Origin of the sequence: Serinicoccus profundi, assembly GCF_008001015.1 — a bacterium.
Taxonomy (GTDB): Bacteria; Actinomycetota; Actinomycetes; order Actinomycetales; family Dermatophilaceae; genus Ornithinicoccus; species Ornithinicoccus profundi.
In genome coordinates this window covers 584,825-609,772 of sequence record NZ_CP042862.1, presented here as the reverse complement: position 1 = coordinate 609,772, position 24,948 = coordinate 584,825, and the positions used below count along the sequence as shown (strand labels likewise).

The 24,948-nt window shown below is 73.3% G+C and carries 25 protein-coding genes, 1 tRNA gene and 1 riboswitch; of the genes, 9 read left to right on the top strand and 17 right to left on the bottom strand.

The window, feature by feature from the left end; genetic code table 11:
- The first annotated feature begins 55 nt into the window (after window positions 1–55).
- The 3 genes from FA582_RS02880 to mscL all read left to right on the top strand — a co-directional run bounded on the left by FA582_RS02880 (window position 56) and on the right by mscL (window position 1,756).
- On the top strand, window positions 56–505 hold the full coding sequence (locus tag FA582_RS02880) for an FmdB family zinc ribbon protein (protein ID WP_141567657.1): 450 nt from the start codon (window positions 56–58) through the stop codon (window positions 503–505).
- Between the two features lie 116 nt (window positions 506–621).
- Window positions 622–1,188: an SAF domain-containing protein gene (locus tag FA582_RS02875; RefSeq protein WP_010148118.1), complete on the top strand. Its 567-nt coding sequence runs from the start codon at window positions 622–624 to the stop codon at window positions 1,186–1,188.
- Between the two features lie 160 nt (window positions 1,189–1,348).
- Window positions 1,349–1,756 carry a large conductance mechanosensitive channel protein MscL gene (mscL, locus tag FA582_RS02870; protein ID WP_010148119.1) on the top strand — a complete coding sequence of 136 codons (408 nt, stop codon included), beginning with the start codon at window positions 1,349–1,351 and terminating at the stop codon, window positions 1,754–1,756.
- A 102-nt stretch (window positions 1,757–1,858) separates the two neighbouring features.
- Here the strand turns inward: mscL and FA582_RS02865 are convergent, their stop codons facing one another.
- From FA582_RS02865 to FA582_RS02850, 4 genes are all read right to left on the bottom strand, one after another.
- Entirely contained in the window at window positions 1,859–2,119 is a 261-nt protein-coding gene (locus FA582_RS02865) for a hypothetical protein (protein WP_010148120.1), read from the bottom strand.
- A 1-nt stretch (window position 2,120) separates the two neighbouring features.
- On the bottom strand, window positions 2,121–5,696 hold the full coding sequence (locus FA582_RS02860) for a DUF4011 domain-containing protein (protein WP_010148122.1): 3,576 nt from the start codon (window positions 5,694–5,696) through the stop codon (window positions 2,121–2,123).
- 71 nt (window positions 5,697–5,767) lie between these two features.
- The gene (locus FA582_RS02855) at window positions 5,768–7,036 is read right to left on the bottom strand and encodes an MFS transporter (protein ID WP_010148123.1); all 1,269 of its coding nucleotides are present in this window, start codon (window positions 7,034–7,036) and stop codon (window positions 5,768–5,770) included.
- 54 nt (window positions 7,037–7,090) lie between these two features.
- A complete protein-coding gene (locus tag FA582_RS02850; protein ID WP_010148124.1) occupies window positions 7,091–7,435 on the bottom strand; it encodes a UBP-type zinc finger domain-containing protein in 345 nt (114 codons plus the stop codon).
- 71 nt (window positions 7,436–7,506) lie between these two features.
- Here FA582_RS02850 and FA582_RS02845 point away from each other — a divergent pair, with 71 nt between their 5' ends.
- On the top strand, window positions 7,507–8,598 hold the full coding sequence (locus tag FA582_RS02845) for an ABC transporter ATP-binding protein (RefSeq protein WP_010148125.1): 1,092 nt from the start codon (window positions 7,507–7,509) through the stop codon (window positions 8,596–8,598).
- Window positions 8,599–8,606: 8 nt separating this feature from the next.
- Here the strand turns inward: FA582_RS02845 and FA582_RS02840 are convergent, their stop codons facing one another.
- Window positions 8,607–9,392: a DeoR/GlpR family DNA-binding transcription regulator gene (locus tag FA582_RS02840; protein WP_010148126.1), complete on the bottom strand. Its 786-nt coding sequence runs from the start codon at window positions 9,390–9,392 to the stop codon at window positions 8,607–8,609.
- Between the two features lie 128 nt (window positions 9,393–9,520).
- On the opposite strand from FA582_RS02840, the gene FA582_RS02835 reads away from it, so the two are divergent.
- Both FA582_RS02835 and FA582_RS02830 read left to right on the top strand, forming a co-directional pair.
- Window positions 9,521–10,531: a Gfo/Idh/MocA family protein gene (locus tag FA582_RS02835; RefSeq protein ID WP_033229089.1), complete on the top strand. Its 1,011-nt coding sequence runs from the start codon at window positions 9,521–9,523 to the stop codon at window positions 10,529–10,531.
- Window positions 10,528–11,409 carry an SIS domain-containing protein gene (locus tag FA582_RS02830; protein ID WP_010148128.1) on the top strand — a complete coding sequence of 294 codons (882 nt, stop codon included), beginning with the start codon at window positions 10,528–10,530 and terminating at the stop codon, window positions 11,407–11,409. Before FA582_RS02835 ends, FA582_RS02830 begins: the two co-directional genes overlap by 4 nt.
- A 112-nt stretch (window positions 11,410–11,521) precedes the next feature.
- Here the strand turns inward: FA582_RS02830 and FA582_RS02825 are convergent, their stop codons facing one another.
- The 4 genes from FA582_RS02825 to FA582_RS02810 all read right to left on the bottom strand — a co-directional run bounded on the left by FA582_RS02825 (window position 11,522) and on the right by FA582_RS02810 (window position 13,406).
- Complete coding sequence (locus FA582_RS02825) at window positions 11,522–11,848, bottom strand: hypothetical protein (protein ID WP_010148129.1); 327 nt, start codon at window positions 11,846–11,848, stop codon at window positions 11,522–11,524.
- Window positions 11,849–12,056: 208 nt separating this feature from the next.
- Window positions 12,057–12,611, bottom strand: coding sequence for a HEAT repeat domain-containing protein (locus FA582_RS02820; RefSeq protein ID WP_158640850.1), 555 nt, complete (start codon window positions 12,609–12,611; stop codon window positions 12,057–12,059).
- A gap of 124 nt (window positions 12,612–12,735) precedes the next feature.
- Window positions 12,736–12,808 (bottom strand) — tRNA-Arg (locus FA582_RS02815).
- Between the two features lie 133 nt (window positions 12,809–12,941).
- Window positions 12,942–13,406 (bottom strand): SRPBCC family protein, encoded by a 465-nt coding sequence (locus FA582_RS02810; protein WP_010148132.1) that lies wholly within the window; start codon window positions 13,404–13,406, stop codon window positions 12,942–12,944.
- 87 nt (window positions 13,407–13,493) lie between these two features.
- On the opposite strand from FA582_RS02810, the gene FA582_RS02805 reads away from it, so the two are divergent.
- Window positions 13,494–13,961 (top strand): OsmC family protein, encoded by a 468-nt coding sequence (locus tag FA582_RS02805; protein WP_010148133.1) that lies wholly within the window; start codon window positions 13,494–13,496, stop codon window positions 13,959–13,961.
- Between the two features lie 43 nt (window positions 13,962–14,004).
- On the opposite strand, the gene FA582_RS02800 is transcribed toward FA582_RS02805, so the two are convergent.
- From FA582_RS02800 to FA582_RS02785, 4 genes are all read right to left on the bottom strand, one after another.
- A complete protein-coding gene (locus FA582_RS02800; RefSeq protein WP_010148134.1) occupies window positions 14,005–16,824 on the bottom strand; it encodes an AAA family ATPase in 2,820 nt (939 codons plus the stop codon).
- Complete coding sequence (locus FA582_RS02795; RefSeq protein ID WP_010148135.1) at window positions 16,821–18,095, bottom strand: metallophosphoesterase family protein; 1,275 nt, start codon at window positions 18,093–18,095, stop codon at window positions 16,821–16,823. The genes FA582_RS02800 and FA582_RS02795 overlap by 4 nt, the downstream gene beginning before the upstream one ends.
- A 106-nt stretch (window positions 18,096–18,201) precedes the next feature.
- Entirely contained in the window at window positions 18,202–18,579 is a 378-nt protein-coding gene (locus FA582_RS02790; protein ID WP_029541211.1) for a fluoride efflux transporter FluC, read from the bottom strand.
- Entirely contained in the window at window positions 18,576–18,989 is a 414-nt protein-coding gene (locus FA582_RS02785) for a FluC/FEX family fluoride channel (RefSeq protein ID WP_010148137.1), read from the bottom strand. Before FA582_RS02785 ends, FA582_RS02790 begins: the two co-directional genes overlap by 4 nt.
- A 124-nt stretch (window positions 18,990–19,113) precedes the next feature.
- Between FA582_RS02785 and FA582_RS02780 the strand changes: the two genes are divergently transcribed.
- Both FA582_RS02780 and FA582_RS02775 read left to right on the top strand, forming a co-directional pair.
- Entirely contained in the window at window positions 19,114–20,571 is a 1,458-nt protein-coding gene (locus tag FA582_RS02780; RefSeq protein ID WP_010148138.1) for a hemolysin family protein, read from the top strand.
- Complete coding sequence (locus FA582_RS02775) at window positions 20,568–21,662, top strand: hemolysin family protein (protein ID WP_147899728.1); 1,095 nt, start codon at window positions 20,568–20,570, stop codon at window positions 21,660–21,662. Before FA582_RS02780 ends, FA582_RS02775 begins: the two co-directional genes overlap by 4 nt.
- Window positions 21,663–21,848: 186 nt before the next feature.
- Here FA582_RS02775 and FA582_RS02770 read toward each other — a convergent pair whose 3' ends face one another.
- The 4 genes from FA582_RS02770 to FA582_RS02755 all read right to left on the bottom strand — a co-directional run bounded on the left by FA582_RS02770 (window position 21,849) and on the right by FA582_RS02755 (window position 24,903).
- On the bottom strand, window positions 21,849–22,706 hold the full coding sequence (locus FA582_RS02770) for a C40 family peptidase (RefSeq protein WP_010148140.1): 858 nt from the start codon (window positions 22,704–22,706) through the stop codon (window positions 21,849–21,851).
- A riboswitch (cyclic di-AMP (ydaO/yuaA leader) is annotated at window positions 22,704–22,848 on the bottom strand. Its footprint overlaps the gene before it by 3 nt.
- Before the next feature lie 225 nt (window positions 22,849–23,073).
- Window positions 23,074–23,769 (bottom strand): iron-dependent transcriptional repressor DtxR, encoded by a 696-nt coding sequence (locus FA582_RS02765; protein ID WP_010148141.1) that lies wholly within the window; start codon window positions 23,767–23,769, stop codon window positions 23,074–23,076.
- A 49-nt stretch (window positions 23,770–23,818) separates the two neighbouring features.
- Window positions 23,819–24,508, bottom strand: a complete 690-nt coding sequence (gene pdxH / locus FA582_RS02760; protein ID WP_010148142.1) for a pyridoxamine 5'-phosphate oxidase — start codon at window positions 24,506–24,508, stop codon at window positions 23,819–23,821.
- Window positions 24,505–24,903, bottom strand: coding sequence for a hypothetical protein (locus FA582_RS02755; RefSeq protein WP_010148143.1), 399 nt, complete (start codon window positions 24,901–24,903; stop codon window positions 24,505–24,507). Before FA582_RS02755 ends, pdxH begins: the two co-directional genes overlap by 4 nt.
- Between the last annotated feature and the right edge of the window lie 45 nt (window positions 24,904–24,948).

Genomic DNA, 24,948 nt, shown 5'->3' with positions numbered 1-24,948 from the left:
CCAGCCTAGGTGACGGTGCACGGGCCGGGTGGGAGGCGACGTAGAATCCGGCCTCGTGCCCACGTATTCATATGCCTGCAAGGACTGCGGTCACGCCTTCGACATCCAGCAGGCCTTCACCGACGACGCGATGACGGTATGCCCCGAGTGCGAGGGTCGGCTGCGCAAGGTCTTCAGCGCGGTCGGGGTCGTCTTCAAGGGGTCGGGTTTCTACCGCACCGACTCCCGGGGATCGGGCAGCTCCTCCTCGGGGGGTTCGGGCGGCTCGGGCAGCTCCGGCGGCTCCGGCTCGGGCGGCGACAAGGGCGGGTCCGACACGGGGAGCTCCGGCTCGAGCGGCTCCGGGGCCTCGGGCTCCGTCACCTCCGGGACCTCGACCTCGGGTGGGTCCGGCTCGGGTGGGTCCGGCTCGAGCGGGTCGACCTCGACGGGCGGCACCGGCAGCTCCGCATCGTCGTCCACATCCTCGCGCGGGTCCGGCTCGTCCTCCACAGGCTCCTCCTGAGCCCTGGCTGAGCCGGGGTCGCCGGCCCTAGCGTCGGTGGGGTGAGACGACCTCCTCCACGATCCGACAGCCCCCGACGGCGTCCGCGCGCGGTGCGTCGGCTCAGTCATGCCTCCGTGCGACGCTGGCTCGCCGCCGCCCTGGCCGCCGTCGTCGTCGGCGGTGGGCTGCACCTCGTGCTCTCCCAGCCCCGGCCCGAGGACGTCCCTGTCGTCGTCGCGACCCGGCTGCTGCCCGTCGGGACGCCCCTCGGACCCGGCGACACCGAGCTGCGGCACCTCCCCCCGGACGCCCTGCCCGCCGGGGCCCTGGAGACCGCCCCCACCGGCTCCGCCCACCTGGCCGTGCCGCTGCAGCAGGGAGAGGCCCTCACGAGGGCCGACCTGCGGACCTCCGGACTGCTGGCGGGGGTCGACGACGCCGTGGCGGTCTTCGTGCCGCTGGCCGATGCGGCCGTGGCCGAGGCCACCGGCGCCGGCGACGAGGTGGACGTCCACTCACCGGTCGACGGCGCCGTGGTGGCCCGGCAGGCGTTGGTCCTGCAGGCCCGCACCGGCGACCAGCCGGGGCTGTGGCTGGCGGTCGAGGAGGACACCGCGGCGGGCCTCGCGGCCGCTCGCGGTGCCGACCCGCTCGGGGCCGCGATGCTCGTGGCGGTGCGCCCCCCACAGGGTGACCGGTGAGTCACCTCACCGTGGCGGACTCCCCCGAAGGGGTGAACCCCCCACCCGGATGTGTCTATACTTCGTGGTTGGCCCCAGGGGAGCGGCACGACGAGGGGCCCACAACCAACCATCACACCGCGCATACTCCCCTGCCCTGCGCGGACAGAAAGGAGGAGCCATGCTCAGCGGCTTCAAGGACTTCATCATGCGCGGCAACGTGGTCGAGCTGGCCGTCGCGGTCGTCATCGGCTCGGCCTTCGCCGCCGTCGTCGACACCATCGTCTCCAGCGTCATCACCCCGCTGCTCAACGCCGTGGGTGGCGCGGAGGCGTCGGGCCTCGGCTTCCACATCATCAGCGGCAACGACGCGACCTACATGGACTTCGCGGCGATCATCAACGCGCTCATCGTCTTCCTGCTCACCGCGGCCGTCGTGTACTTCGTCATCGTCGCCCCGATGAACAAGGTCACCGAGCGCATCAACCGCCACAAGGTCGTCGAGGAGGTCGCCGTCACCGACGAGGTGGCCACCCTCCGCGAGATCCGCGACCTGCTGGCGCAGCGGCGGGCGGACGGCACCCTCTGACCTGAGGTGACACCCCGGCGGGACACCGCCGGCACGCAGCAGGACCCCGGCACGGATCACCGTGCCGGGGTCCTTATGTCGTGCGGTGCGTGAGGTGGTCGCTCAGTCCCAGTGGGGCGGGCGCTGCTCGAGGATCCAGCTGTCCCGTGGGTCGAGCCGGACCGGGGCGCGGCGCTGGTGGTCACCGGCGCGACGGGCCGGGGCAGGGACGTCATCCGACTGGTCCGCCGCGGGGTTGGTCGGCGGCGCCACGACCCGCCTGCGGGTCGACCGCCGCACCGGCGCCGCGCCCTGCGCCCCCGGCCCACCGGTCTGCTCCGCGTCGCTGCCCGCACCGTGGGTCGCGCCGCTCGCCGCGTCCACGTCAGCGCCGCGGCTGCTCGCGCAGGGCGTGCAGGACCCGCGCGACCTCGCGGGCCGGGTCGGTGAACACATCCGTCGTCCGGACCTTGACCGGCGCCCAGCCCATGCGGGTGAGCTGCTCGTGGCGGAGCCGCACGTCATCACGGCCCGGCAGGCTCGTCGCGCCGGTCTGGACGTCACCGTCGACGGCCACGGCATACCTCGTCTCGTCGTCCTCGGCCACCACGGCGAGATCGATCGCGTGCGGGCCGTGGCCCACACCCTGCTTGACCTCCAGGCCCTCCGAGCGCAGGCGGCGCACGAGCTCGGCGAGGACCGCCGAGCCGTGCCCGTGCTCCTCGACATCCGCGACGAGCGCGCGACGCACGAGGTGCGCCCCGTGGTCGGGGCTGTCGGGCCAGCTGTCGACGGGAGTCGCGGTGACGAGGTCCACGCTGCGGCGCGCCGCAGCGAGCACCGCCCCGGCGCTCTCGGGTCGGGCGACGCTCTCGGGCGACCCCAGCCAGACGACGCGGTCCCGCGTATGCCCGGCGACCCGGTGGACGGGCAACACGAGGAAGGCCTCGCTGTCCTGCTCGTCGTCGGAGAGCGAGGCGGGCAGTCGCCCTTCTCCCATGGCCTCGCGCAGCGCGATGCCGGCGTCCTCGGCCCCCGCGTCGTCGTCGGTGACCAGCAGAAGGCTCTCGGGGCCGGAGCGGGCGTGCCGGAGGACGAGTCGCACGGCAGCCTCGACCTGCGCGCTCACGTGTCCCACGACGACGTGCTCGCGCACGCTAGGGCCACGCTCGACGCCCGGGAAGGAGTGGACCGGGCGGGGCATGAGCGGAGCCAGCGGTGCGACGAGGCCCTGGTCGAGGGCGCGGTAGTGGACCGTCAGGTGCCGGACGGGGAGCACCGCGGAGGCGTCCCGCAGCAGGGACGACGTCGCCGTGCCGTCCGGGATTGGATCGGCGCGGGGGTCGGCGACGACGGAGAAGTCACGCGGCCCGGGGCCGCCGCTGTCGCCGACGACGAGCACCTGGCGCCCGCGGGCCAGGGCCGGTGCCGACCGGGCCGTGGTGGTGCGGCCGGCGCGGTCGATGACGACGAGGTCGACGGTGAGGTCCGGCGGCAGGACGGCCGGGACGGCGAGCGGGCTCGCGAGGATCACCGGCGCCGCGGCGAGGACGACGTCCGGTGCTCGGCTGATGATGTCGCGTGAGTCCACCGCCCCCACCCGGCTGGCCTCCAGCGCACGCTGCCAGGCGCCGAGCTGTGAGGCATGACCGGCCAGGGTGCGCCGCAGTCGCCGCAGCGCGGCGCGGCGGGCCCGCAGCGCGTTGCGGTGCAGGTGGGCGCGGTCGGCGGCACGGAAGGAGCGTTCGGCCTCCCGGACCGCCTCGCCACCGACCTGCTGCGGCACCGCGTCGGAGGTCAGGTGGTCGAGCACCGAGCTGCGGTGCACGAAGCGCACCTCGGGGGCGACCCGGTCGGCGGGCACGCCGCGTCGGGCGAGGTCGTCGACGAGCTCGCCGAGGCCGCGCTCGCGCAGCGGCGCGAGCAGGGGGTGGGCCTGCGCCGCCACGGCGGCGCGCTCCGAGCGCGCGTCGAGGCGCACGAGCCGCTCGAGCACGGTGTCGAGATGGGTGGTGGAGAGCTCGTGACCGGCGGAGGTGCCGGTCAGCACCTGCTCCAACCAGGCCAGGTCCTCCCCGAGGGGGGTGTGCGCGGTGAGCGCCTCCTCCCAGCCCTCCGGGGCCGTGGGGCGAGCGGCCTTGCCCGCGACCTCCTCCCACTCGCGACGCTCGTCACGGGCCATCCGGACCCGGTGCGCGAGGTCCGGCGGGGGCGTGCCGGGCCGCAGCTGCTGGCGGACCTGTCGGCGCAGCCGCGCGCGGGCGACGGCTCCGGGGCGCTGCGCCACGGCGTCACGGTCGGCGGTGGCGGCGACCATGTCGTCGAGCGGGGCGTCGTAGATCCCCGGCGAGAAGTGGTCGAGGGTGTCGCTCGCCCGGGCGATGAGGCCCAGCCGGTGGGACCACTGCGCCAGGGTGGCCGGCACCGGCATACCGGCGGCGCGGCACACGGCGTCCGCCTGCTCGCGGGCGGTGCTGAACTCCCCCGCCACGAGGCGTCCCACGATCTCGGTCGCGCGGGCGGCGTCGTCCTCGCTGGCCAGGCGGGCGGCATACCACGGGTCCTCGGTGCGCGCCGCCGACCAGGCGCCGCAGTCGGCCGCCTCGATGAGCGCGTCGGTGACCTCGGAGAGCTCGTCGTCGGTGAGCTCGGTGAGGACGTCGAGGGGCAGCCGGACCCGGGAGGCGGGCGGCTGATCCAGCGTCGCGAGTGCGGACAGGTCGTCCTCGGTCCGGGCCAGCGTCAGCGCCCAGGGCGCGTGCTCGCGGTGCAGCACCTCCTGCTCGCGCCGCAGCACCGAGAGGGCGTCGGCGCGCGCCGGCAGGGGGTCGGGACCGAGGTCCGGCTCCTCCTCGTCGGGCAGGTGGTCGAGGGTATGCCGCACGCCGGCCAGGGTGCGGCGCATCGACGCGGGGTCCTCGGCCAGGTGCAGGCACAGATCACCCAGGCCGACGTGCTCGAGGCGCCGGCGCAGCGCCTGCAGCGACGCGCGGTCCTCCGAGCAGACCATGACCGTGCGCCCCTCGGACAGCGCGCCGACGACGATGTTGGCGATCGTCTGCGTGGCGCCGGTCCCCGAGGGCGTGTCGAGGACGATGTTGCCGCCGTGCGACACCTCGTCGACGACGAGGCGCTGGGAGGCGTCGGCGTCCAGGGCGCTCAGCTCGCGGGCCGGGTCCTCGGCGCGCTCCGGGTCGGGCTCGCTCACCTCCTGCTGCACGTCGGCGCCGGCCATCGCCGCGACGACGTCGTGGGCGGCCAGCGGCTCGGGGTCGCCGGTGTAGGACGTGACCAGCGGCAGCTTGGCCCAGGGGAAGGTGCTGATGACCATCTGCGGGCCGATGGCGAAGCCGGCCATCTCCACGCAGATGTCCTCCAGCGCACGGTAGGTCAGCCGTGGGTCGAAGCCGTGGCTCTGCGAGGACAGCCCCGCGAGCAGCGCCGGGTCGGGCTGCAGGTGGGCCTCGCTGCGCAGGTAGTGCTCGAGCACGGGGTTGAAGACGACGTCCTCGTGCAGCTCGAGGACGAAGTCGGAGTGCGCGGCGTCGGTGGGCGTGATCGTGCAGGCGCGCAGCAGCACGGGAGCCCTCGGCGGCACCGGCACGCGGTGCAGGGTCCAGGTCGCCAGCCCGATCGCGAGGAAGCTCGTCTCCAGGCCGTGCTCGCGGCGCATCTCGGTGACCTTGTCGCGGATGCCGCCGAGCCGGCGCGCGGCGTCGGTGAAGGCCACCTGCTCCCGGACGAGGTCCGACAACGGGGTCGGCCGCCCCGACAGCAGCTTGGCGACACCCCCCGGGTGCGCCAGGTTGAGGTCGAAGGTCCCGGTGAGGGAGGTGCGGTGCCACAGCAGGGTGTTGGCCCCACCGAGCTCGGCGACCTCGTGCCGCCAGCGCGTCCGGGCGCGCTGGACGGCCTCGACGCGGGCCTCGTCGAGGGTGTGGGGGGGACGCAGCGAGCTCACCGGCCCAGGCTAACGACTCCCGGACACCTCGCCGTCCTCCGCCACACCTCACCCGGCTCTCGTCCGGCGGTCTACACCCCGACGGGGCGTCGTTCGTGGTCCTCCCGCAGCAGGGTGTATGCCGCGAGCGTCACCGCGGCGAGGGCCGCGACCGCGCACAGCACGGCATACCCGAAGACGTCCATGACCACCCCGGCGAGCGCGCCCCCGAGGGCCGCGGTCAGGCCCATGACCAGGTCCGCAGCGCCCTGCACGGAGGCCCGCTGGCCGACCGGCACCGAGCCCGCCACGGTCCCCGAGCCCGCGACGAAGGTGCACGACCAGCCCAGCCCGAGGAGGAAGAGCGCCACCGTGAGGCCGCCGGAGAAGCCGTCGTGACTGAGGGCGGCCAGCGCGCAGGCCAGCACGAGGAGTCCGACCCCGAGGAGCGCGACGGGGCGCGGCCCCAGTCGGTCTGTGAGCTGACCGGTGACGGGCGCCAGGCCGTACATCCCGAGGATGTGCAGGCTGATGACCAGCCCGATGAGCTCGATCTCGGCCTGCCCGTGCCGCATGTGCAGCGGTGTCATGACCATGACGGAGACCATGACGACGTGCCCGACCGTGACCACGGCGGTGCCCCAGAGTGCCGTCGGGGTGGCTCGGATGAGGCGCAGGCCGTCGGCGACGTTGCCCTGCCGACCGGCGGGCACGTCGGTGTCCACGCCGGCGAGTCGGCGGGCGGTGAGCAAGGGGTCGGGCCGCAGCGCCACGTGCAGCAGCACGGCCGCGAGGACGAACCCGAGGAAGGAGAAGACCCACGCCCCTGCGAGCGGTGGCAGCCCCAGCACCTCCGCCACCGCCCTGCCCGGGCCGACCATGTTGGGCCCGAGGACCGACCCGATGGTCGTGGCCCACACCACCCAGCTCAGCTGCCGCCCGCGGCGCTCGGGCACGGCGAGGTCGGTCGCGGCATACCTCGCCTGGCTGTTGGCGGTGGTCGAGGCCCCGAACAGCGTGGTGCCGACGAGCAGCAGCCAGAAGGCACCGAGGGTCGTGGCGGCGATCGCGAGCGCGGCGCCGACGCCACCGATGAGGTAGGCCGTCGCGAGCCCGAGGCGACGACCATGGCGGCCCATGAGCGCGGCGACCGGGATGGTGAACAGCGCCCCGCCCAGCACCTGCGTGGTCGTCGCGAGACCCGAGAGCGCGTCGCGTCCGCTCACGTCGGCGGCGACGATGGCGCCCACGGCGATGCCGCTGGCCACCCCGATCCCGCCGAGGGTCTGGCTGCCCATGAGGGTCAGGACGGTGCGCGACTGCACCGCGGTGGTGTCGGGCGCGGGGGCGGCATCCGTCATGCGAGCACTATCGCAGCAGCGCCCGTGATGCGGTCCGCCGTCCCGACGCGGGGCTCAGTGCAGCTGGGAGCGCCAGTTCGGGGGCACCGACCCGGCCGGGCCCGGCACCGGCTGGTCCTCCGGGCGGCTCGTCGGGGCGGCGAGCTGCGGCCCCAGCACCCCGGTGGCCTTCTCGTAGTCCCAGAACCAGTCCTCCCCCGGCTCGAAGCTCTGCACGACCGGGTGCCCGGCGCTCGTGGAGTGCTCGGTCGCGTGCTGGGCCGGGGAGCTGTCGCAGCACCCGACGTGGCCGCAGGCGGCGCAGCGGCGCAGGTGCACCCACCATCCGCCGCCCTCGAGGCACTCCACGCAGCCGGTGCCGCTCGGCGGGACGGTCGGATCGATCGCTTCGGTGCTCATGGCGTCCTCTCGGAGGTGGGTCTCAACTCGTCCGGAGGACGCGGCCCCTGGCAGACAGTCCTGGAGGATGCATGTCCCACGCACACCGCACCGGCACGTTGGGTGCCCTGATCGCCGTCGATCTGGTCACCAGCTCCTGCTCGTTCGACGACGCCGGCGAGAGCACCGGGCTGCAGGGCGTGACCAAGCACTACCCCGTGCACCGCCCGCTGCCCCTCGGGCCACGACGGGTCGTCCAGGCCCTGGACGGGGTCGATCTGTCGGTCCGGCGTGGCGAGACCCTCGGGGTCATCGGCGAGTCCGGATGCGGCAAGTCGACGCTGGCCCGGGTGATGACCGGGCTGGAGCGGCCCACCGAGGGCCAGGTGATCTTCCGCGGCCACGACCTGGCGTCGGCCTCCCGCTCCGAGCGACGGGAGATGGCGCGACACATCCAGCTGATCTTCCAGGACCCGTTCAGCGCGCTGGACCCGCGCCAGACCGTCGGCCAGATCGTCGCCGAGCCCCTGGTCATCCACCGCGACCTCGTGCCCCGCGCCCAGCACGAGCGCCGGGTCAAGGAGCTGCTCGAGCTGGTCGGCCTGCGGCCCGAGCACGCGCAGCGCTACCCGCACGAGTTCTCCGGCGGGCAGCAGCAGCGCATCGGCATCGCCCGGGGCATCGCCCTCAACCCGAGCCTGCTCGTCTGCGACGAGCCCGTCTCGGCGCTCGACGTCTCGGTCCGCGCCCAGGTGGTGAACCTGCTCAAGGACCTCCAGGCCGAGCTGGGGCTGAGCTACGTCTTCGTCGCGCACGACCTCCAGGTGGTCCGGCACATCGCCGACCGGGTCGCCACGATGTACCTCGGGCGGGTGGTCGAGCTCGGTGACTGCGAGCCGGTCTACACCCGCACCGCGCACCCCTACACCCGGTCGCTGCTCGCGGCCGCCCCCGAGCTGAGGTATGGCGGGGAGCAGCGGTCCGCGCCCCTCGTCGAGGGGGACCCGCCCTCCCCCATCGACCCACCCTCGGGCTGCCGCTTCCGCACCCGGTGCCCGTTGGCCGTCGAGGCCTGCCAGGAGACCCCGCCCCCGCACGAGATCTCCTCGGGGCATACCGCCGCCTGTCACTTCGCCGACTCAGTGAGCACCCGGTCCGCCGGCGAGCTCCGGGTGATCTCGTGAGCGCCGCGTCAGCCAGCGACGGCGACCTCGACCCCGCCCTCCTCGAAGCCGCGCAGCTCCTGCTCCTGCGGTGCGGCGTCGGTCACGAGGGTGTCGACCTCATCGGCGCCGCAGATGCGGGCGAACGCCCGCTGCCCGACCTTGGTGGCGTCCGCCACGACGACGACCTTCGAGGCCTGGGCCGCCAGGGCGCGGTTGGTGCTGGCCTCCCCCTCGTTGTGGGCGGACGCGCCGTGCCGGGCGCTGACCGCGTCGACCCCGAGGAAGGCGATGTCGACGTTGAGCTGGCCGATGAGGGGCATGGCGAGCGGGCCGAAGACCTCGTAGGACTGCGGGCGCACCGTCCCGCCGATGACGACGATCTTGACGTGCGGCCGGACGGCCAGCTCGGTGGCGATGTTGAGGGCGTTGGTGACGACCGTCACCGCCGGTGTGCCGCCCTGCGCCAGGTCGGCGCGGCTGGCGATGGCCCGCGCCACCTCGTTGGTCGTCGTGCCACCGTTGAGCGCCACGGTGTCACCCGGCCGCACCATGGCCGCCGCCATCGCCGCGATGCGCTGCTTCTCCTTGGCCTGACGGGCGATCTTGTACTGCAGCGGCAGGTCGTAGGAGCTGCTCGTGGACACCGCTCCGCCGTGCGTCCGGGTGATGAGCTGCTGCTGGGCCAGGTGGTCGAAGTCGCGGCGCACCGTCGCGGTGGAGACGCCGAGCGCCTCGGCGGCCTGCTCCACGTCGAGGCGGCCCTCGGTCGAGAGCATCGCGAGGATCTCGTTCAGGCGCTGGTGCCGGGACATGCGCCACCTCCGGCCAGCGTCGACCAGCCCACCAAAACACACATCCGCATGCACTTCATTCCGCCAAAATACACAAAACCGATCACCGACACCGCGCGGGCCCACCGCGCCGAGGAAGAGGACTCCCCATGACGACATCACTTCGGATCGGCCTGGTGCTCACGACCCCGGACGACACGCACGAGGCGCTCGCGGTGGACTTCCTCGGGGCAGGCATACCCGTCTTCGTCGACAAGCCGCTGGCGATCACGACCGCCGGGTGCGACCGCGTCCTGCAGGCCGCCCACGACTCGGGCACGCCGGTCTACGTCGGCCACAACATGCGGCACATGCCGGTCATCACCGCGATGCGGGACCTCATCCACCAGGGCGCGATCGGTGAGGTGAAGGCCGTCTGGTGCCGCCACTTCGTCGGCCACGGCGGCGACTTCTCCTTCAAGGACTGGCACGCCGACCGTCGACGCACCACGAGCCTGCTGCTGCAGAAGGGGGCGCACGACATCGACGTCATCCACTGGCTGGCCGGGGGGTATACCGCTCGCACCAGCGCGCTCGGGACGCTGGCCGTCTACGGAGATATCACCGACCGCGGCGGCCAGGGGGACGCCACGATGATGGAGTGGTTCGACCCGAGCCGGTGGCCGCCGCACACCCTGACCGGGCTCAACGACACGGTCGACGTCGAGGACATCTCGATGATGACGATGGAGCTCGACAACGGGGTGCTGGCCTCCTACCAGCAGTGCCACTTCAGCCCCGACTACTGGCGCAACTACACCGTCATCGGCACCCACGGCCGGCTGGAGAACTTCGGCGACTCCGCCGGCGCCCAGATCAAGGCGTGGAACTCGCGTCGCAGCGGCTACCGGGACGACGCCGACCTCACCGTGACGGTGCCGGAGGAGACAGGCGGGCACGGTGGTGCCGACCCCCGGCTGCTCGCGGAGTTCGTCCAGCACGTCACCACCGGGGCCCCGACCCTGACCTCACCGCTCGCCGCCCGCCAGGCCGTGGCGGCCGGATGTGCCGCCACTGAGTCGCTGCGCGACGGCGGACGACCGGTCGTGGTCCCGCCGGTCCCCGCCGGCCTCGGCGAGCCGCTCGCCTGGTCCGGCCTGGGACAGCAGGTGGCCCGATGAGCACCTACGTGCACGAGGAGATCGAGAGCCAGCCCGCGTGCTGGTCCCGCGCGGCGGAGATCGGCAGCGCCGGAGGCCCTGGGCTCCCCCAGGCCGGCGAGACGGTCGCCGTCGTCGGCTGCGGGACGTCGTGGTTCATGGCCATGGCGTATGCCGCGCTCCGACAGGTCGCCGGCCAGGGCCGCACGGAGGCGTTCACCGCCTCCGAGGTACCGCCGCACCGTGAGTTCGACCGCGTCGTCGCCATCACCCGGTCGGGGACCACGACGGAGGTGGTGCGACTCCTGGAGGCCTTCGAGGGCACCCCGCGGACGGTCATCACCGCGGCACCCGACGGCCCCGCCCTGGCTGCGGCCGACGAGGGGGTCGTGCTGCCCTTCGCCGACGAACGCTCGGTGGTCCAGACCCGCTTCGCGACCTCGACCCTGGCTCTGCTCCGGGCCCACCTGGGCGAATCCCTCGTCGAGGCGGCTCGGGACGCGTCCCGCGCTCTCGAGGTGGACCTGCAGCCCTATCTCGACGCCGACCAGGTGACCTTCCTGGGGTCCGGGTGGACCATCGGGCTGGCGCACGAGGCGGCGCTGAAGACGCGGGAGGCCGCGCAGTTCTGGGCCGAGTCCTACCCGGCGATGGATTACCGCCACGGACCGATCGCCATCGCCCAGCCCGGACGCCTCGTGTGGTCGCTCGGGGCAGGTCCCGACGACCTGGAGGGCGAGGTGGCGGCGACCGGCGCGACCTGGGTGCACCACGACCTGGATCCGCTCGCCGGGCTCGTCGTCGCCCAACGCCTCGCCGTCGCGCTCGCCGAGCGTCGCGGGCTCGACGCCGACCGCCCCCGTCACCTCACCCGCGCCGTCGTCCTCGACGGGGTCTGAGCCAGGCAGCCCTCGTCTTCGAAGCCTCGGCTGGTGGCTGAGGGCCCTCAGCCACCAGCCGTCCTTCGCGTCGGCCGCGCTCAGTCGCAACCGTCCTCTGCGTCGGCGCCCCTCAGTCGCAGCCGTCCTTCGCGTCGGTGGCCCCGGCGCGGAGGCTGAACTGCTCGCGGTGGCCGGCCTGGTCGGTGAAGACGAGGGTCGCATCGTCGACACGGGTGATGGTGCCCTCCTGCTCCGGGTTGTCCCAGCCTTCCGGAGGGTTGCCGGAACCGTCGTCGAGAGAGCCGCCGACGCGCTCATACCACTCCCCCTCGAACGTCAGCTCGTCGATGCCGCAGTGCGTCAGGAGGGTGAAGTCCTGCCCTTCCTCCCGGTCGCAGGCGCCGAGGCTCCCGCCGAGCAGAACCAGGATCACCAGCCCCCACCGACGTCTCTTCACCACACCCTCCTCTGCAGGTGCCAGCACTCGGGGTCCGTGACCGGAGGACGCTGAGTGGACATGCGCGACTGCAGCGAGTATGCCGCGCGCCGGCCCCTTCTGGCAGCACAACCGGTGCACTCGCGCACCTTCGGCCCCCCTGAGGTGAGCCGGGCGGCGACGCCTGCTCGAGGGTGCTCCGGCCCCAGGATGGGCCCTCGATCGACGCTCACGCGCCGGAGCGGGCGAGGTACTCCAGAGCTGCGGCACGAGGACCGGGGCGCTTGTCGAACCCCTTCCTCGCGATCTTGCCCAGAGCCTCGATGGCCATGGCCTGGGTATCACCGTCTGTGGCGTCGGAACGAATCAGCCTCGCGATGGCCGGAAGGGCGGCCCTACTTCGCATCTGACCCAGGGCTTGCAGCAGCGTGTCGCGTTCCTCGTGGGTGGCTGCGTGTTCCAGGGTGGCGATGAGGGTGGACTGGACTGCGGGGTCCGTCTCACCGATCTGTGCCAGGCCGGCGGCGCCGTCAGCGCGCGCTTCGGGGTCCGGATGGTGGAGCAGGTTGACCAGATGGGCGACGGCATCCTTCCCCCGGGCGATGAGCCCCCACTGGCCTTCCACCCGCTTGTGGAAGTCGAACTCCTCGACGCCCTCGAGATGCAGTTGCGCGTAGAACTCTGCTGACCGGTGGAAGGTGCGCAGGTCGGGCCGTCCTCGGCTGTCCACGGGGTGCTGCTCAACGCCTCCGGTGTCACCGCTTGCCCGCCCCGAGCCATCCATCGTGCCAGGGTAGCGCCCCATCCAGCCGATCGCTCCCGGATGTCGGCCAGAACTCGGCGCAGGGGTCCGGGCAGGCCATCGAACGTGCTGGGCCTCGCTCTGCCCGAGGCGGTCGACCGCACTGTGCCCCCGGCAGGATTCGAACCTGCGACACCCGCTTTAGGAGAGCGGTGCTCTATCCCCTGAGCTACGAGGGCGTGCCGACGCCAGAGCGCCGGACCCGGCCCATCCTCTCACGTGCGGGGAGGGGCGGACGGGTCTGGTGATGCTCTCGAACGGCGACGCCCGCCACACCCCGAGGGGTCCGGCGGGCGGTCGGTCGCGTGAGGGTCAGCTGTTGCTGGCCGCGGCGAGGTTGTTGAGGCTGTCCTCCAGCTGGGACTCCTTCACCAGGGGGAAGCTGACCTTCTTGAGCAGGGCCTGGTCGGTGACCTTGGCCCAGTCGTAGGTCAGCCGGACCTCGGTGCTGTCGGGGCCCTGCGGGGTGAGCTCCCAGACCCACTCCCAGCCGGGGGGCTGGGTGCCCGCGGGGGCGGTCTGCCACGCGAGGAGGTGGTCCTTGTCATAGCCGGTGACGTGGTTGTCGGTCTGGTAGTCGCCGCCCATGTGGTCGCCGGTCATGTTCATCGTGAACTTCTGGCCGGTCTCGGTGATCCGGTCACCGTGGTCGACGGACTGGACGAAGCCCGAGCCGTCGATCGCGACGTGGTTCTCCGGGAGGGACAACACCTCGAAGACGTCCTTCGCGGACGCATCGATGGTGCGGGTGACACTGATGCTCGTCTGCTCTGTCATACCTCCGACGCTAACGAGGGCTGCCGCGTAGCGCGACCCGAGACGGGTATGCCGTCGCTCACCTCGCCCGCGTGCCACGCTGGACGCATGGCCACGCACACCTACGAGCTGGAGCTCACCTGGACCGGCGACCGCGGCACGGGGACGTCCGGCTACCGCGACTACGACCGCAGCGTGCTCGCGCGCAGCGCCGGACGGCCCGAGCTGGAGCTGTCCGCCGACCGCGCCTTCCACGGCGACCGCGCACGCTGGAACCCCGAGGTGCTGCTCGTGGCCGCGTTGAGCGAGTGCCACCTGCTCTCCTTCCTCCACGTCGCCGTGACGCACGGCGTCACCGTCGTGGGCTACGAGGACAGCCCGGTCGGCACCATGGAGCAGGCCGGCCTCGGCGGCCACTTCACCCGGGTGCTGCTCCGTCCGACGGTGACGGTGGCGGACGCCGCGCACGTGGACCTCGTGCCGCAGCTGCACGCGGAGGCCGCGGGCGCCTGCTTCATCGCCGCGTCGGTGAACTTCCCCGTCGCCCACGAGCCCACCACCCGCGTCGCCGACTGAGGCTGGTGCCGCTCAGGGCGCGGGTCCCGCAGGGCCTGCCTCGTCAGGACGCCTGGAGCCGCACGGTGTGGGCACCGGGGATCGTGGCGTAGCGGTCCGGGGTGCAGGTGAGCAGGATGACCTGCACGTCACCGTCCTCGCCGGCCGCGCCGTCGGCGAAGATCCGACCCATCTGCTCTAGCCGCTGCGGGTCGGAATAGCCCAGCGCGTCGTCGATGACGACCGGCACCCCCTGAGCAGGGTCGACGAGGTGGGCCACCGCGATGCGCGCGAGGATGCCGAGTTGCTCCTTGGCGCCGCCAGAGAGCTCCTCGAAGGGCACGGTCACCCCGTCGAGGGTCCGGGCCCGCACACTCAGCTGCTCGTCGATGGTGACGGCGAAGGACGGGCCGTAGACCTGGCGGCCCAACCGCTCCAGGGCCGCCGTGAACGGCCGGACGTAGGCGCGGTGCGCCGACTCGCGGTGCTCGTGGAGCGCTCCCCGCAGGTGGCGCACGGCTCGCGCCCGCCGGTCCAGGCCGGCGAGGCGCCGCTCCGCGTCATCCAGCGCCGCCTCGGCGAGGGCGTAGAGCTCCTGGCGACCTTCGCTCGCGGCGAGCTCGACCTGCCCGGTGAGGGTATGCAGCAGCTCGCGGGCGCGCTCGTGGTCTCGGCGTGCGGCGGCCAGGGCGCTCTGCCCCTCCCGCACGCGGGTGGTGAGCCCCTGGACGTCGGCCGTGCGCAGCGCGTCTTCGGCCTCGGTTGCTGCGTGCTCGGCGACCGCGAGCTCCTCGCCCAGGCGACGGGCGTCGTCGGACAGGGCGTCGTCGGTGTGGTCCGAGCGCTCGCGGAGGAGGTCGGCCTCGTCCTGAGCCAGGCGCTCGCGCTCGCTCTCCAGCTGCCCGTGCAGCCGGTCCAACGCTGCCATGACCTCCCTGGCCCGGTCTCGCGACGTGGACCACGCGCTCGACGCGGCCCGGCGGGCCTCCCGCGCCGCGCGCAGCCGCTCCCCTGCGGTCTGCTCAGCCTCCGCGGCGCAGGCGGCAGCCTCGGTGACGACCAGCTCGTCGTCCCGGCCGGAGTCGTCGGCACGAAGGTCTGAGGTCGCCTGCTGACCCGCGTGCATCGCCGCTCCCCCCTGTCCTGCGGCTCCCGGGAGGTCGGCCACAGGCGAGGTCGGATCACGCCGCAGGTCGTCCTCGAGACCTGCCACCCGCCGACGGCAGGCGTCGACGCGCTCCTGGAGCCGGGGCGGGATGTCTCCGGAGGAGAGCGCCTCCTGCTGGTCGCGCCCGGTGATGCCGTGAGCGGCCAGCATCGCACTCAGGTCGCGCTCGGCCTCCTGCAGTCGCCCGGTCGCCTCGGCAGTCCGTGCCGAGGCCTCCTCGACCTGCCGCACGTCCTCGCAACCCAGCCGTTCCAGCGCGGTCGTCAGCGCCTCCCGCGCCGTCCCGAGCTCGGCGCGCCGGCGCGCCCCGTCGGGGGAGCGCACGACGACACGCACGGCGCCCGGCACGACGACCTCGAGGTCGTCGGTCGCGGCCAGCTCACGGGTCTCGTCGCGCGTGAGCACCTCAGGACCGTCGCCCTCCACCGAGCTGAGGCGCACCTCGGCCCCCAGGGACTCGACCGACACCCTCGCACTGGCGCTCTCGTGCCGGGCCTCCAGCACGGCCACCTCCTGGGCGAGCCGTTCGACCGCGCGCCGTTGCGCCTCACTCACCGGCGACCCCGGCAGAGCCCGCCTCTCCCGCTGCACCTGCGCGGCCAGCCCACGCAGGCTCGCCACTGCGCGCTCGAGCTCGTCGAGCTCCGCACGCCGCTCGCCCACCTCCCGCCGCGCGCGAGCGTGCTCGAGGGTCGTCTCGGCCACCTCCACCGCCGACTCGGCGGCGACGAGGGATTCCTGGGCCTGCGCGAGCTCGGCCTTCACCGAGGCCCCCGTGCCCGCCAGGCCGGCCAGCTGCTCCTCGTGCTCGGCCACCACCGCAGCCAGCCGCGCCACGGCGTCAACACGCTCCCGTCGCAGCCGGAGGGCCTGCTCGGCCGCCCGGGCCAGCGTGCGCGCCTCCCGGAGCCGGTCGGCGGCCCGCTCGTGGGCCGTCACGATCTCCGCGACCGCGTCCGCCGCCTCCTCGGCGCCCCGGAGTGCGCCCTCCCGACCACCGACCTGATCGTGCGCGTGCTCGGCAGCCTGGCGCGCGCGCTCCTGCCGCGCCAGCAGCTCCTCCGCCTCGACGAGTCGGCGGTGCGCCTCGGCGACGTCCGCCTGGGCCGCGTGGTAGGCCTCGATGGCGAGACGGTAGTCACCGGTGGGTCGGGCCGTGCGAGCGGTGAAGTAGCGCAGGAACTCCTCCTCGACGAGCTCCAGCACGCGCTCACCACCGCCGTCGTGCAGGTGGGCGTCGGCCGCTGCGTCGAGCGCCTCCTGCAGGACGCCGCTGGACATGAGCGGGACGAGGGTGCCGTCGCCGCTCTGCGCCAGGCGCAGTGCATCCCACAGGGTGCTGTCGAGGCCAGCGACGAGCTGGTCGAGGCGTGCCTGCGCCGCGGACCCGGTCAGGTGCTCGGGCCGGTCGCCGAGGATGTCGAGCTCGGTGCGGGCGCCGCGCAACCACTGCTTGGCCAGCCGCACCCGCTGCCCGCCGAGGGTGAACTCGGCCTCGACGAAGGGCCCGACGTCGCGCCCGATCGGCTGCAGAGCCTGCGCCCTGGCACTCTTGGACGTCGCCTTGAGATCCAGCAGCCGGTCGAAGGCCTCCAGCAACGTCGACTTGCCGATCTCGTTGGGCCCCTCGACCACGACGACGCCGCGGTCCGGGAAGCGGACCGTGCGCTCGGTGACGCCGCGCACGTCGCGCAGCGTGATCTCGTGCAGCCTCATGATCGGCTCCTGCTCAGCCGGTAGAGCAGCGACAGCGCGTCGCGGGCGCTCTCGTCGTCATCGGCCCGGCCCACGACGAACCCGCGGCGCGGCTCCTTCCCACCGACGGCCCGACCTTCGCGCCGCAGCGCGGAACGCCCCGCCCGGTCCGCGAGGGGGTCGACCTCGGCATCCTCGGCCGCCGACCCCTGTGCCTGTCCCTGGATCTGGTCGACGGCGCTCGCGAGGTATCCACCGAGCCCGAGGTCGCGCCATACCTCCTCCTCGGAGACGACGCTCACCTCCCGGTGCTGCTCCCGCTCGACGAGCGCGCCGAGGTGGTCACGATGCCGCTCCCGCACCTGCTCCAACCGGGCGTGCTGAGCCACGCCCAGGGTGCCGCGCAGGTTGAGGAAGACGACCGTGCGGTCCTTGTCGTGGAGAGCACCCAGCTCCGCGTCGAGCGCGTCGAGGTCGGTATCGCTGTCGACCTCGCGGTCGAGGACGAGGAAGCGCCAGGTCGCGACCGGATGGGCCGCCACCTGGACCCGCTCCCCTGCCGTGCGAGCCGGGTCGACCTCGACCACGAGGACCTGCCCGGGGTCGACCTCGGTCTCCCGGGTGGGCTCCGGGGCACCGGGGTAGTAGATGTCGTCGCGTCCCGCGACGGCGGTGAAGGAATGGCGGTCGCCCAGTGCGACGTAGTGGACCCGGCCCTCGTCGAGCGCTGCGGTCAGCGGGCCGGTGCGGATGGTCGCGGCGTCGCGCCACTCCGGGTCGAAGTCGTCGACCCCGCCGTGGCCCACGAGCACCCGGACGACGCCCTCCGGCGCGGGCCCCTCGGGCAGCGTCATGAGGGCCTCGCCCACGAGGTCGCGGCCGGGGTGCTTGCTCTCCCAGGGCGCGGCCACCAGCTCGACCCCGGGTGTGACCTCGTGCGCCCCGGCGGTGTCGAGGACGTGGACGTGCGCGGGACGCTCCTGCGCGAAGACGTCGGAGCGGTAGATCGACGCGGCGTCGAGGGGGTCGTGGTTGCCGGGCAGGAGGTAGACGGGCACCGGCACCGAGCGCAGCGCCTCCAGCGCGCGACGCACGGTCTGGCCGGTGAGGTGGTTGCTCTCGAAGACGTCGCCGCAGACCACGACGAAGTCGCACCGCTGCTCCACAGCCACTCGTCCCACCTCGCGGACGGCCTCGGCGCGGGCCGCGGTGAACCTCGCCTGCGCCTCCGGCTCGAGGAAGCGACGGGTCATGCCGATCTGCCAGTCGGCCGTGTGCAGGAAGCGCACCACGTGTCCCGCCCTCCTCTCGTCTCCGGTCGGGATGTGGCTTCCACCGTAGGAGAGGGCACCGACAGACCTCGGGAGATGCGGGTCGTGTCGGTGATCCCGCCGGGGGTCACGGGCCGACGAGGGCCGCGGTGAGGGCCAGGGCGAGCAGCGCGGCCGGCACGCCGAGGGCGAGGTTCAGGCCGAGGTATGCCGCCGCTCGCCGCGGCGAGCACCGCCCGGTCTCCCAGGTCTGCACCGCGAGCGTGCTCCAGGTCGTCAGCGCCCCGCACAGACCCGTCCCGAGGAGCAGGAACAGCCAGGGCGCGAGGGTGTCGGCCAGCCCGACGAGGACGCCCAGCCCGGCCGCCCCGGCCACGTTGACCGCCAGCACCCCGCGGAACGGCCCGAGCGGCGGCCGTGAGGCCAGGTGGCGCAGCACCGCGCCGGCCGCGCCGCCGACCGCGACGCACAGCACGGCGACGAGCACCGGCACACCCCCGGTCATCGGCGACCCCACCGCCGGGCGGCTCCCCCGGCCAGCGCGGCCGCGAGGACGCACAGCGCGGCCGTGGCCAAGAGGTAGAGCAGGGCGAGCGCCGGCGTCCCCGACCCGATCACCGCGACCTGCACGGCATACGTCGAGAAGGTCGTGAACCCGCCGAGCAGCCCGGTGCCGACGGCGGGGCGGACCCAGGACGGGTGGTGGCGGCGGTCGCCGTGCACCACCAGCCACGCGAGGGCCGCGCTGCCGAGGACGTTGGCCAGCAGGGTCGCCCAGGGCCAGGCCGTCTGCTCCGTGGGGAGCGCCAGCTCCAACCCCCACCGCAGCAGCGCCCCCACCGCCCCTCCCAGCGCGACGCTCATCAGGGTCGCCGGGTGCAGGGGGTGCCGGGCGGCGCCTGTGGACGATGACACGGTGCGACCCTACCGGCGGTCGTACACTGGTCCGCATGGATCGACCGTGCTCTGACGCGCAACCTCCGAGTCCCTGGCCGGGCGGCACCATCGCCCGGCTGCCCAGAGGTGCGGGGGACACCTCATGCTGATCGTCAGCGGCGTCGTCGTCATCGTCGTCCTGACCGTGATGACGGGCTACTTCGTCGCCCAGGAGTTCGCCTACGTCAGCGTCGACCGCGGCAAGCTGCGCCAGCTCGCCGACGAGGGTGACGCGCCTGCACAACGCGCGCTCAAGGTCACCTCCCGCCTGTCCTTCACCCTCTCGGGCGCGCAGTTCGGGATCACCGTGACCGCACTGCTCGTCGGCTACCTCGGTGAGGCCCTGCTCGTGCGCGGGTTGACCGATGAGTATGCCGACGCCGGGCTGCTCGCGCGCGCCGCCATGATCTCGCTCTTCTCGATAGGGACGCTCGTCTTCTCCACCATCCTGCAGATGGTCATCGGCGAGCTCGGCCCCAAGAACTGGGCGATCGCCCGCCCGGTGCCGCTGGCCCGTGCCCTCTCGCGCAGCACCCTGCTCTACCTCACCGTGCTCGGGCCGGTCATCAACCTCTTCGACAAGGCCTCCAACGCGCTGCTCCGCTCGGTCGGGATCGACCCGGTCGAGGAGCTCCCTCAGGGCGCGACCCCGGAGGACCTCACCCGGATCATCGCCGAGTCGCACAGCGGGGGCACCCTCGACGAGGACCTCTCGACCCTGCTGGAGCGGGGCCTGGCCTTCCGTGACCGGGTCGCCGAGGAGGTCATGACGCCGCGCACGTCGGTCGAGACGATCCAGGCCGACGTTCCCGCCGCGGCGGTGCTCGAGGCGCTGGAGACCGGCCACTCCCGCTTCCCGGTCATCGGCCGCGACATCGACGACATTGTCGGCGTGATCGGTCTGCACGACCTTCTCGAGGTCGAGCCGGCCGCACGGCATACCACCCTGGTGCGCGACCTGGCCGATGACGCGGTGATCCTGCCCGAGTCGCTGCCGCTGCCCAAGGTGCTCGAGGCGCTCCGCGAGAGCCACCAGCAGCTGGCCGTGGTCGTCGACGAGTACGGCGGGTTCGCCGGGATCGTGACCTTCGAGGACGTCGCCGAGGAGGTCGTGGGCGAGATCTGGGACGAGGACGACGACGAGCAGGCCACCAGCGCGGCCCGCGCCAACGGCATCTGGGACCTCTCGGCCCGGCTGCGCATCGACGAGGTCGCCCAGCTGACCGGGATCGAGCTGCCCGAGCACGAGCACTACGACACCCTCTCCGGCCTGATCCTGGACCAGCTGGGCCGGACGGCCGAGGAGGGCGACAGCGTCGTCGTCACCTGGACCACCCGCGACGGCGAGGGCGAGGAGTACGTCCACCTCACCCGGATCGACGTGGTGAGCACCCAGCGCTACGTCCCGGACGTCGTCATGATGCACCCGCTGGTCACCCGCACCGCGCAGGACTGGCACGAGCTGCGTGCCGAGGAGCGCGAGCAGCTCGGCGACGGCCTGGTGATCGCCACCGACGACGAGACCCACGCATCCGCACCGCAGCTGGAGGCAGCCCGATGAGCACCACCCAGGCCCTGCTGCTGAGCGTCGTGCTGCTCGTGGCCAACGGCTTCTTCGTGGCCGCGGAGTTCGCGATCGTCGCGGCCAAGCGGCACCGGCTCGAGGAGCGCGCCGAGGAGGGCAGCCGCGCAGCGCGCGCCGCGGTGGACGCCTCCAAGGAGCTGTCCCTCATGCTGGCCGGCGCCCAGCTGGGCATCACGCTGTGCACCCTGGCGCTGGGCGCGCTGGCCAAGCCGGCGCTCGCCTACCTGCTCGAGCCGGTGTTCTACGCCCTCGGCGTCCCGGACGTCATGGTGCACGCGATCGCCGTGGCCATCGCGGTCTCGGTCGTGGTCTTCCTGCACATGGTGGTCGGCGAGATGGCGCCCAAGTCCTGGGCGATCTCGCACCCGGAGAGCTCGGCGATGATGCTGGCGCTGCCCTTCCGCGCCTTCACCTGGGTCATGCGCCCGGTGCTGTGGCTGATGAACGCCCTGGCCAACGCCCTGCTCAAGCTCGGCGGGGTCGACCCGGTCGATGCCCTCGGCAACACCCAGACCCCCGCCGACCTGCAGCTGCTGCTGGCCCAGTCCTACGAGCACGGCGTGCTCGAGGACGCCGACCACCAGATCCTCACCGGCGCCCTGCGCCTGGAGGAGGAGAAGGTCGCCTCGGTGATGTTCCCGACCACCCGGGCGGTGACGATCCCGCGCACCGCCACCGCGGCCGACGTCGAGCGGATCAGTCGCGAGAGCGGCCGCAGCCGACTCTTCGTGGTGGAGCCGACCGGCCGGGAGGGTCAGCGGCGGATCCGCGGGCTCGTCCACGTCCGCGACGCCATCCTCGCCTCGGCGCAGGGGCGCGGGGAGCGCCCGCTGGGCGACTTCCTGCAGCCGGTCGCCTCGCTGCCCTCGGACATGCCGCTCATCGACGCGGTGTCCAGCCTGCGGCAGCAGCGCGGCCAGTTGGCGCTGGTGCGCGACGAGCACGGGCGCGTGGTCGGCATGGCCTCGATGGAGGACATCCTCGAGCAGATCCTCGGCGAGTTCGACGACGAGTCGGACGAGGCGAGCACCGAGCCCTCCCCCGACGACGCCCTCGCCGCCCGCTGAGGCGGAGCGGCAGCAGACCGGCGGGCCGGGCCGGGTTGTCCCCGCACCCCTGTTCCGAGCGCCCCGGGTGCTGACGCGGGGGCGCGGCGTTCTGCCCCGGGTATGCCGAAAGGCCCCAGGTATGCCGAAGGGCCCCGTCCCGCGCGATGCGGTACGGGGCCCTTCGGGCAGTGCTGAGGTGCTGGGTCAGCCGACCCGGCCGTAGCCGGACACGCCGTCGAAGACGGGGCGCAGATCGAGCACCTTGCCCGGCCGCGGGGAGTCGTACATCATGCCGTCGCCAGCGTAGATGCCGATGTGGTAGGCCGGGTAGCCGTAGAACACCAGGTCGCCCGGCTGCGGGTTGCTCACCGGGGTGGCGAAGGCCTGCTGCTGCGCAGCGGTCCGCGGCAGGGAGATGCCGACCTGGGCGAAGACGTAGCTGGTGAATCCGGAGCAGTCGAAACCAGCCGGAGTGCTTCCGCCCCACTGATACGGGGTCCCGGTCAGGCCGGCGGCCACACCCAAGACACCGCCGCTGGGGGCGGGAGCGGCGGGCTCCGGCTCGGGCTCGGCGGCGACGACCGGCTCGGCCTCGACGACGGGCTCCGGGGTGGCGGCACGCTCGTTGGTGCGGCTGGCGCTGGTCTCCTCACGGGTGGAGACCTGCTCCTGGACCGGGGCGGCAGCCTGCTCCTCGACGGGGGCAGCGGCCTGCTCCTGCACCGGGGCGGCCTCGGCGACGACCGGAACCTCGACCTCGACCTCGGGGGTGTAGGCGGTGAAGCCACCGATGCCGAAGGACTCGAGCTCGACGTCGGACGGGGCCGCGACGGCCTGGGCCGGACGGTCCACGGTGACCGTGCGGTCGGCGCTGACGTCCATGCCGAGACGCTGGATGGCCTCGCGGTCCTTGGCCACCTCGGGGGTGGCGTTGGCGCTCAGCGCCGCTCCGGCCAGCAGGCCGGTCGACGTCGCGGCGACGGCCGCCGTGCGGGTGAGGGTGGAGCTGGTCGTGCGGAGACGACCGGGCCGACGGTGGCGGCCGGTGATGCGCTGGGTCATGTAATCCTCCAGTGCCTGCGGGGTGAGCTGTCGGGCTTGGGCTGGAGTGCCCCTAGGCCGATCGCATCGGCCCTGCGCCCCAAGGAGCCGCGGGACGGCTCCAGAGGTGGTTCCCCCGCTCCTGTCAAAGCGGTTCGTACGTGCCACGGCCCCGTTTGCGCGCGGACAGGACTAGGCAGTCACGCTCGGGGATCCCCCCAGGGAGGAGGACTCTTCGAGGTTACACAGGGCGGCGGTCAAATGTCACGCTCAGGTAACGACGTTGTGGATAGAACGTGAAGGCCACACCCGTCACAGGTCATCTGACCTGCACGTATGCCGGTCTCCTTGCCCATTCTCCCAGCGCCGGAGTGACCCATCTCACAGGTCACGACGCGGGGGTCACGGCGCAGAACACGTGGCCGGCCACGTCGTGAGGCAGGGAGACGGCCTCTCCGTCGACCGCGCCGACGATGGTCCGCCCCTCCTCGCCCCAGATCTCCACGGCGGCGCCCGGGCGGATGCCGGAGTCGAGCAGCAGCGCCAGCACCTCGGGGTCGACCTGCACGGGTTCGCCGAGGCGCACCACGCGCGCCGGGGTGCGTCCGGGCCGCTCGGCGAGCTCGCTGCTGGGCTCGCCCCGCGGGGGCGGCGCGTCGTCGCGGCCGAGCTCGCTCAGCCCGGGCACGGGGTTGCCGTAGGGCGAGCTGGTGCCGTCCTCGACGAGCTCCAGGATGCGCCGCTCCACCTGCTCGCTCATGACGTGCTCCCACCGGCACGCCTCCTCGTGGACGAAGGCGGGGTCGAGCCCGATGACATCCATGAGCAGACGCTCGGCCAGGCGGTGCTTGCGCATGACGCGCACGGCTGCGCTGCGACCCTCCGTGGTCAGCACGAGGTGCCGGTCCTCTGCGAGCTCGAGCAGACCGTCGCGCTCCATCCGCGCGACCGTCTGGGAGACGGTCGGCCCGGACTGGCCCAGCCGCTCGGCGATGCGGGCGCGCATGGGCAGGACGCCGTCCTCCTCCAGCTCGAAGATGGTCTTGAGGTACATCTCCGTCGTGTCGATCAGATCGCCGCTCACGTCATCATCCTACGGTCGTGGTCGGCCGCGCCGGCGTGCCGAGCGGTGCTCATGGCTGGATCCGCCCCCGACGCCAGGCCTGCGGGTCACCCAGCCCACCGGGCCCGACCCTGGTCCACGCCAGGCGGTCGTGGAGCCGGTTGCGCCGGCCCGCCCACACCTCGACCTGCTCGGCCACGATCCGGTAGCCGCCCCAGTGGGCGGGCAGCGGCACGTCATCGGGGTCACCAGTGTCCGGCCAGCGCTGCTCGCACGCCTGGTAGGCCTCCTCCAGCGCGGCGCGGTCGGCGACCGGGTCGCTCTGGGCCGAGGCGTGCGCGCTGATCCGGGAGCCGTAGGGGCGGCTGCGGAAGTAGTCGGCCACGAGGTCGTGCTCGAGGGCCGCCGCGTGCCCCCGGAACCGGACGGCCCGGAACATCGAGGGCCAGGTGAGGGCCGCGGCGACCGCGTCGCTCTCCCGCAGCTGTCGTCCCTTGGCGGACGCGGTGTTGGTGAGGAACCCGGGGCCCGCGTCGTCGAGGAAGCGCATGAGGACGGTCCGGACGTCCGGCATACCCTCGCCGTCGACGGTCGCGATGGAGATCGCGGTCGGCTCCGGCACGTCGCCCTGCTCCGCCTGCCGGGTGATCGCGGCGTCCAGCCAGGCCTGCACGAGCGGCAGCGGGGCGTCCGGGGCGTCCGCCTCGACGATCCCCTCCCCGCTGTAGTCGGTGCGGCCGCCCAGCGCGTCGCCGCTCATCGGCGCGCCCGCCTCGGCAGGTGCACCGTGCGGCGCAGCGCCTCGGGGGTCTGCCGCTTGCCGGGGTCGGCGTTGAGCAGCAGCGTCTCGAAGGGCGCGTCGGTGAGCGGGTGCACGCCGACCGGCTCGTTGCGCGAGAAGACCACCCAGTAGGCCTGGCCGCGGTGGAAGACCTGCTGCAGCGACCCCTCCACGACGGTGTCGGCGTGCGCGAGGGCGTGCTTGCGCGGGTTGGTGCGGGCCCGCGAGGCCTGGTCCTGGACGAACTTCGTCGCCGGCTCCCGCTGCTTGAGGAGCTGGTCGACGACCTGCGGGCCGTACTTCTGCGCCATGGCGTAGACGACCGGGCCGTACTTGATGGCCTGCTTGGCCAACCGTGTCTTACCACCGGGCACGGGTCCTCCTGTGGTGATCGGGGTGCACCGTCAGCGTAGGCGGTG

Coding starts and splice junctions, on each gene's coding strand:
- mscL (WP_010148119.1), top strand. CDS start 1,349: ATGCTCAGCGGCTTCAAGGACTTCATCATGCGCGGCAACGTGGTCGAG.
- FA582_RS02855 (WP_010148123.1), bottom strand. CDS start 7,036: ATGACGGATGCCGCCCCCGCGCCCGACACCACCGCGGTGCAGTCGCGC.
- FA582_RS02850 (WP_010148124.1), bottom strand. CDS start 7,435: ATGAGCACCGAAGCGATCGATCCGACCGTCCCGCCGAGCGGCACCGGC.
- FA582_RS02845 (WP_010148125.1), top strand. CDS start 7,507: ATGTCCCACGCACACCGCACCGGCACGTTGGGTGCCCTGATCGCCGTC.
- FA582_RS02840 (WP_010148126.1), bottom strand. CDS start 9,392: ATGTCCCGGCACCAGCGCCTGAACGAGATCCTCGCGATGCTCTCGACC.
- FA582_RS02835 (WP_033229089.1), top strand. CDS start 9,521: ATGACGACATCACTTCGGATCGGCCTGGTGCTCACGACCCCGGACGAC.
- FA582_RS02830 (WP_010148128.1), top strand. CDS start 10,528: ATGAGCACCTACGTGCACGAGGAGATCGAGAGCCAGCCCGCGTGCTGG.
- FA582_RS02820 (WP_158640850.1), bottom strand. CDS start 12,611: ATGGATGGCTCGGGGCGGGCAAGCGGTGACACCGGAGGCGTTGAGCAG.
- FA582_RS02810 (WP_010148132.1), bottom strand. CDS start 13,406: ATGACAGAGCAGACGAGCATCAGTGTCACCCGCACCATCGATGCGTCC.
- FA582_RS02805 (WP_010148133.1), top strand. CDS start 13,494: ATGGCCACGCACACCTACGAGCTGGAGCTCACCTGGACCGGCGACCGC.
- FA582_RS02800 (WP_010148134.1), bottom strand. CDS start 16,824: ATGAGGCTGCACGAGATCACGCTGCGCGACGTGCGCGGCGTCACCGAG.
- FA582_RS02790 (WP_029541211.1), bottom strand. CDS start 18,579: ATGACCGGGGGTGTGCCGGTGCTCGTCGCCGTGCTGTGCGTCGCGGTC.
- FA582_RS02780 (WP_010148138.1), top strand. CDS start 19,114: ATGCTGATCGTCAGCGGCGTCGTCGTCATCGTCGTCCTGACCGTGATG.
- FA582_RS02775 (WP_147899728.1), top strand. CDS start 20,568: ATGAGCACCACCCAGGCCCTGCTGCTGAGCGTCGTGCTGCTCGTGGCC.
- FA582_RS02770 (WP_010148140.1), bottom strand. CDS start 22,706: ATGACCCAGCGCATCACCGGCCGCCACCGTCGGCCCGGTCGTCTCCGC.
- pdxH (WP_010148142.1), bottom strand. CDS start 24,508: ATGAGCGGCGACGCGCTGGGCGGCCGCACCGACTACAGCGGGGAGGGG.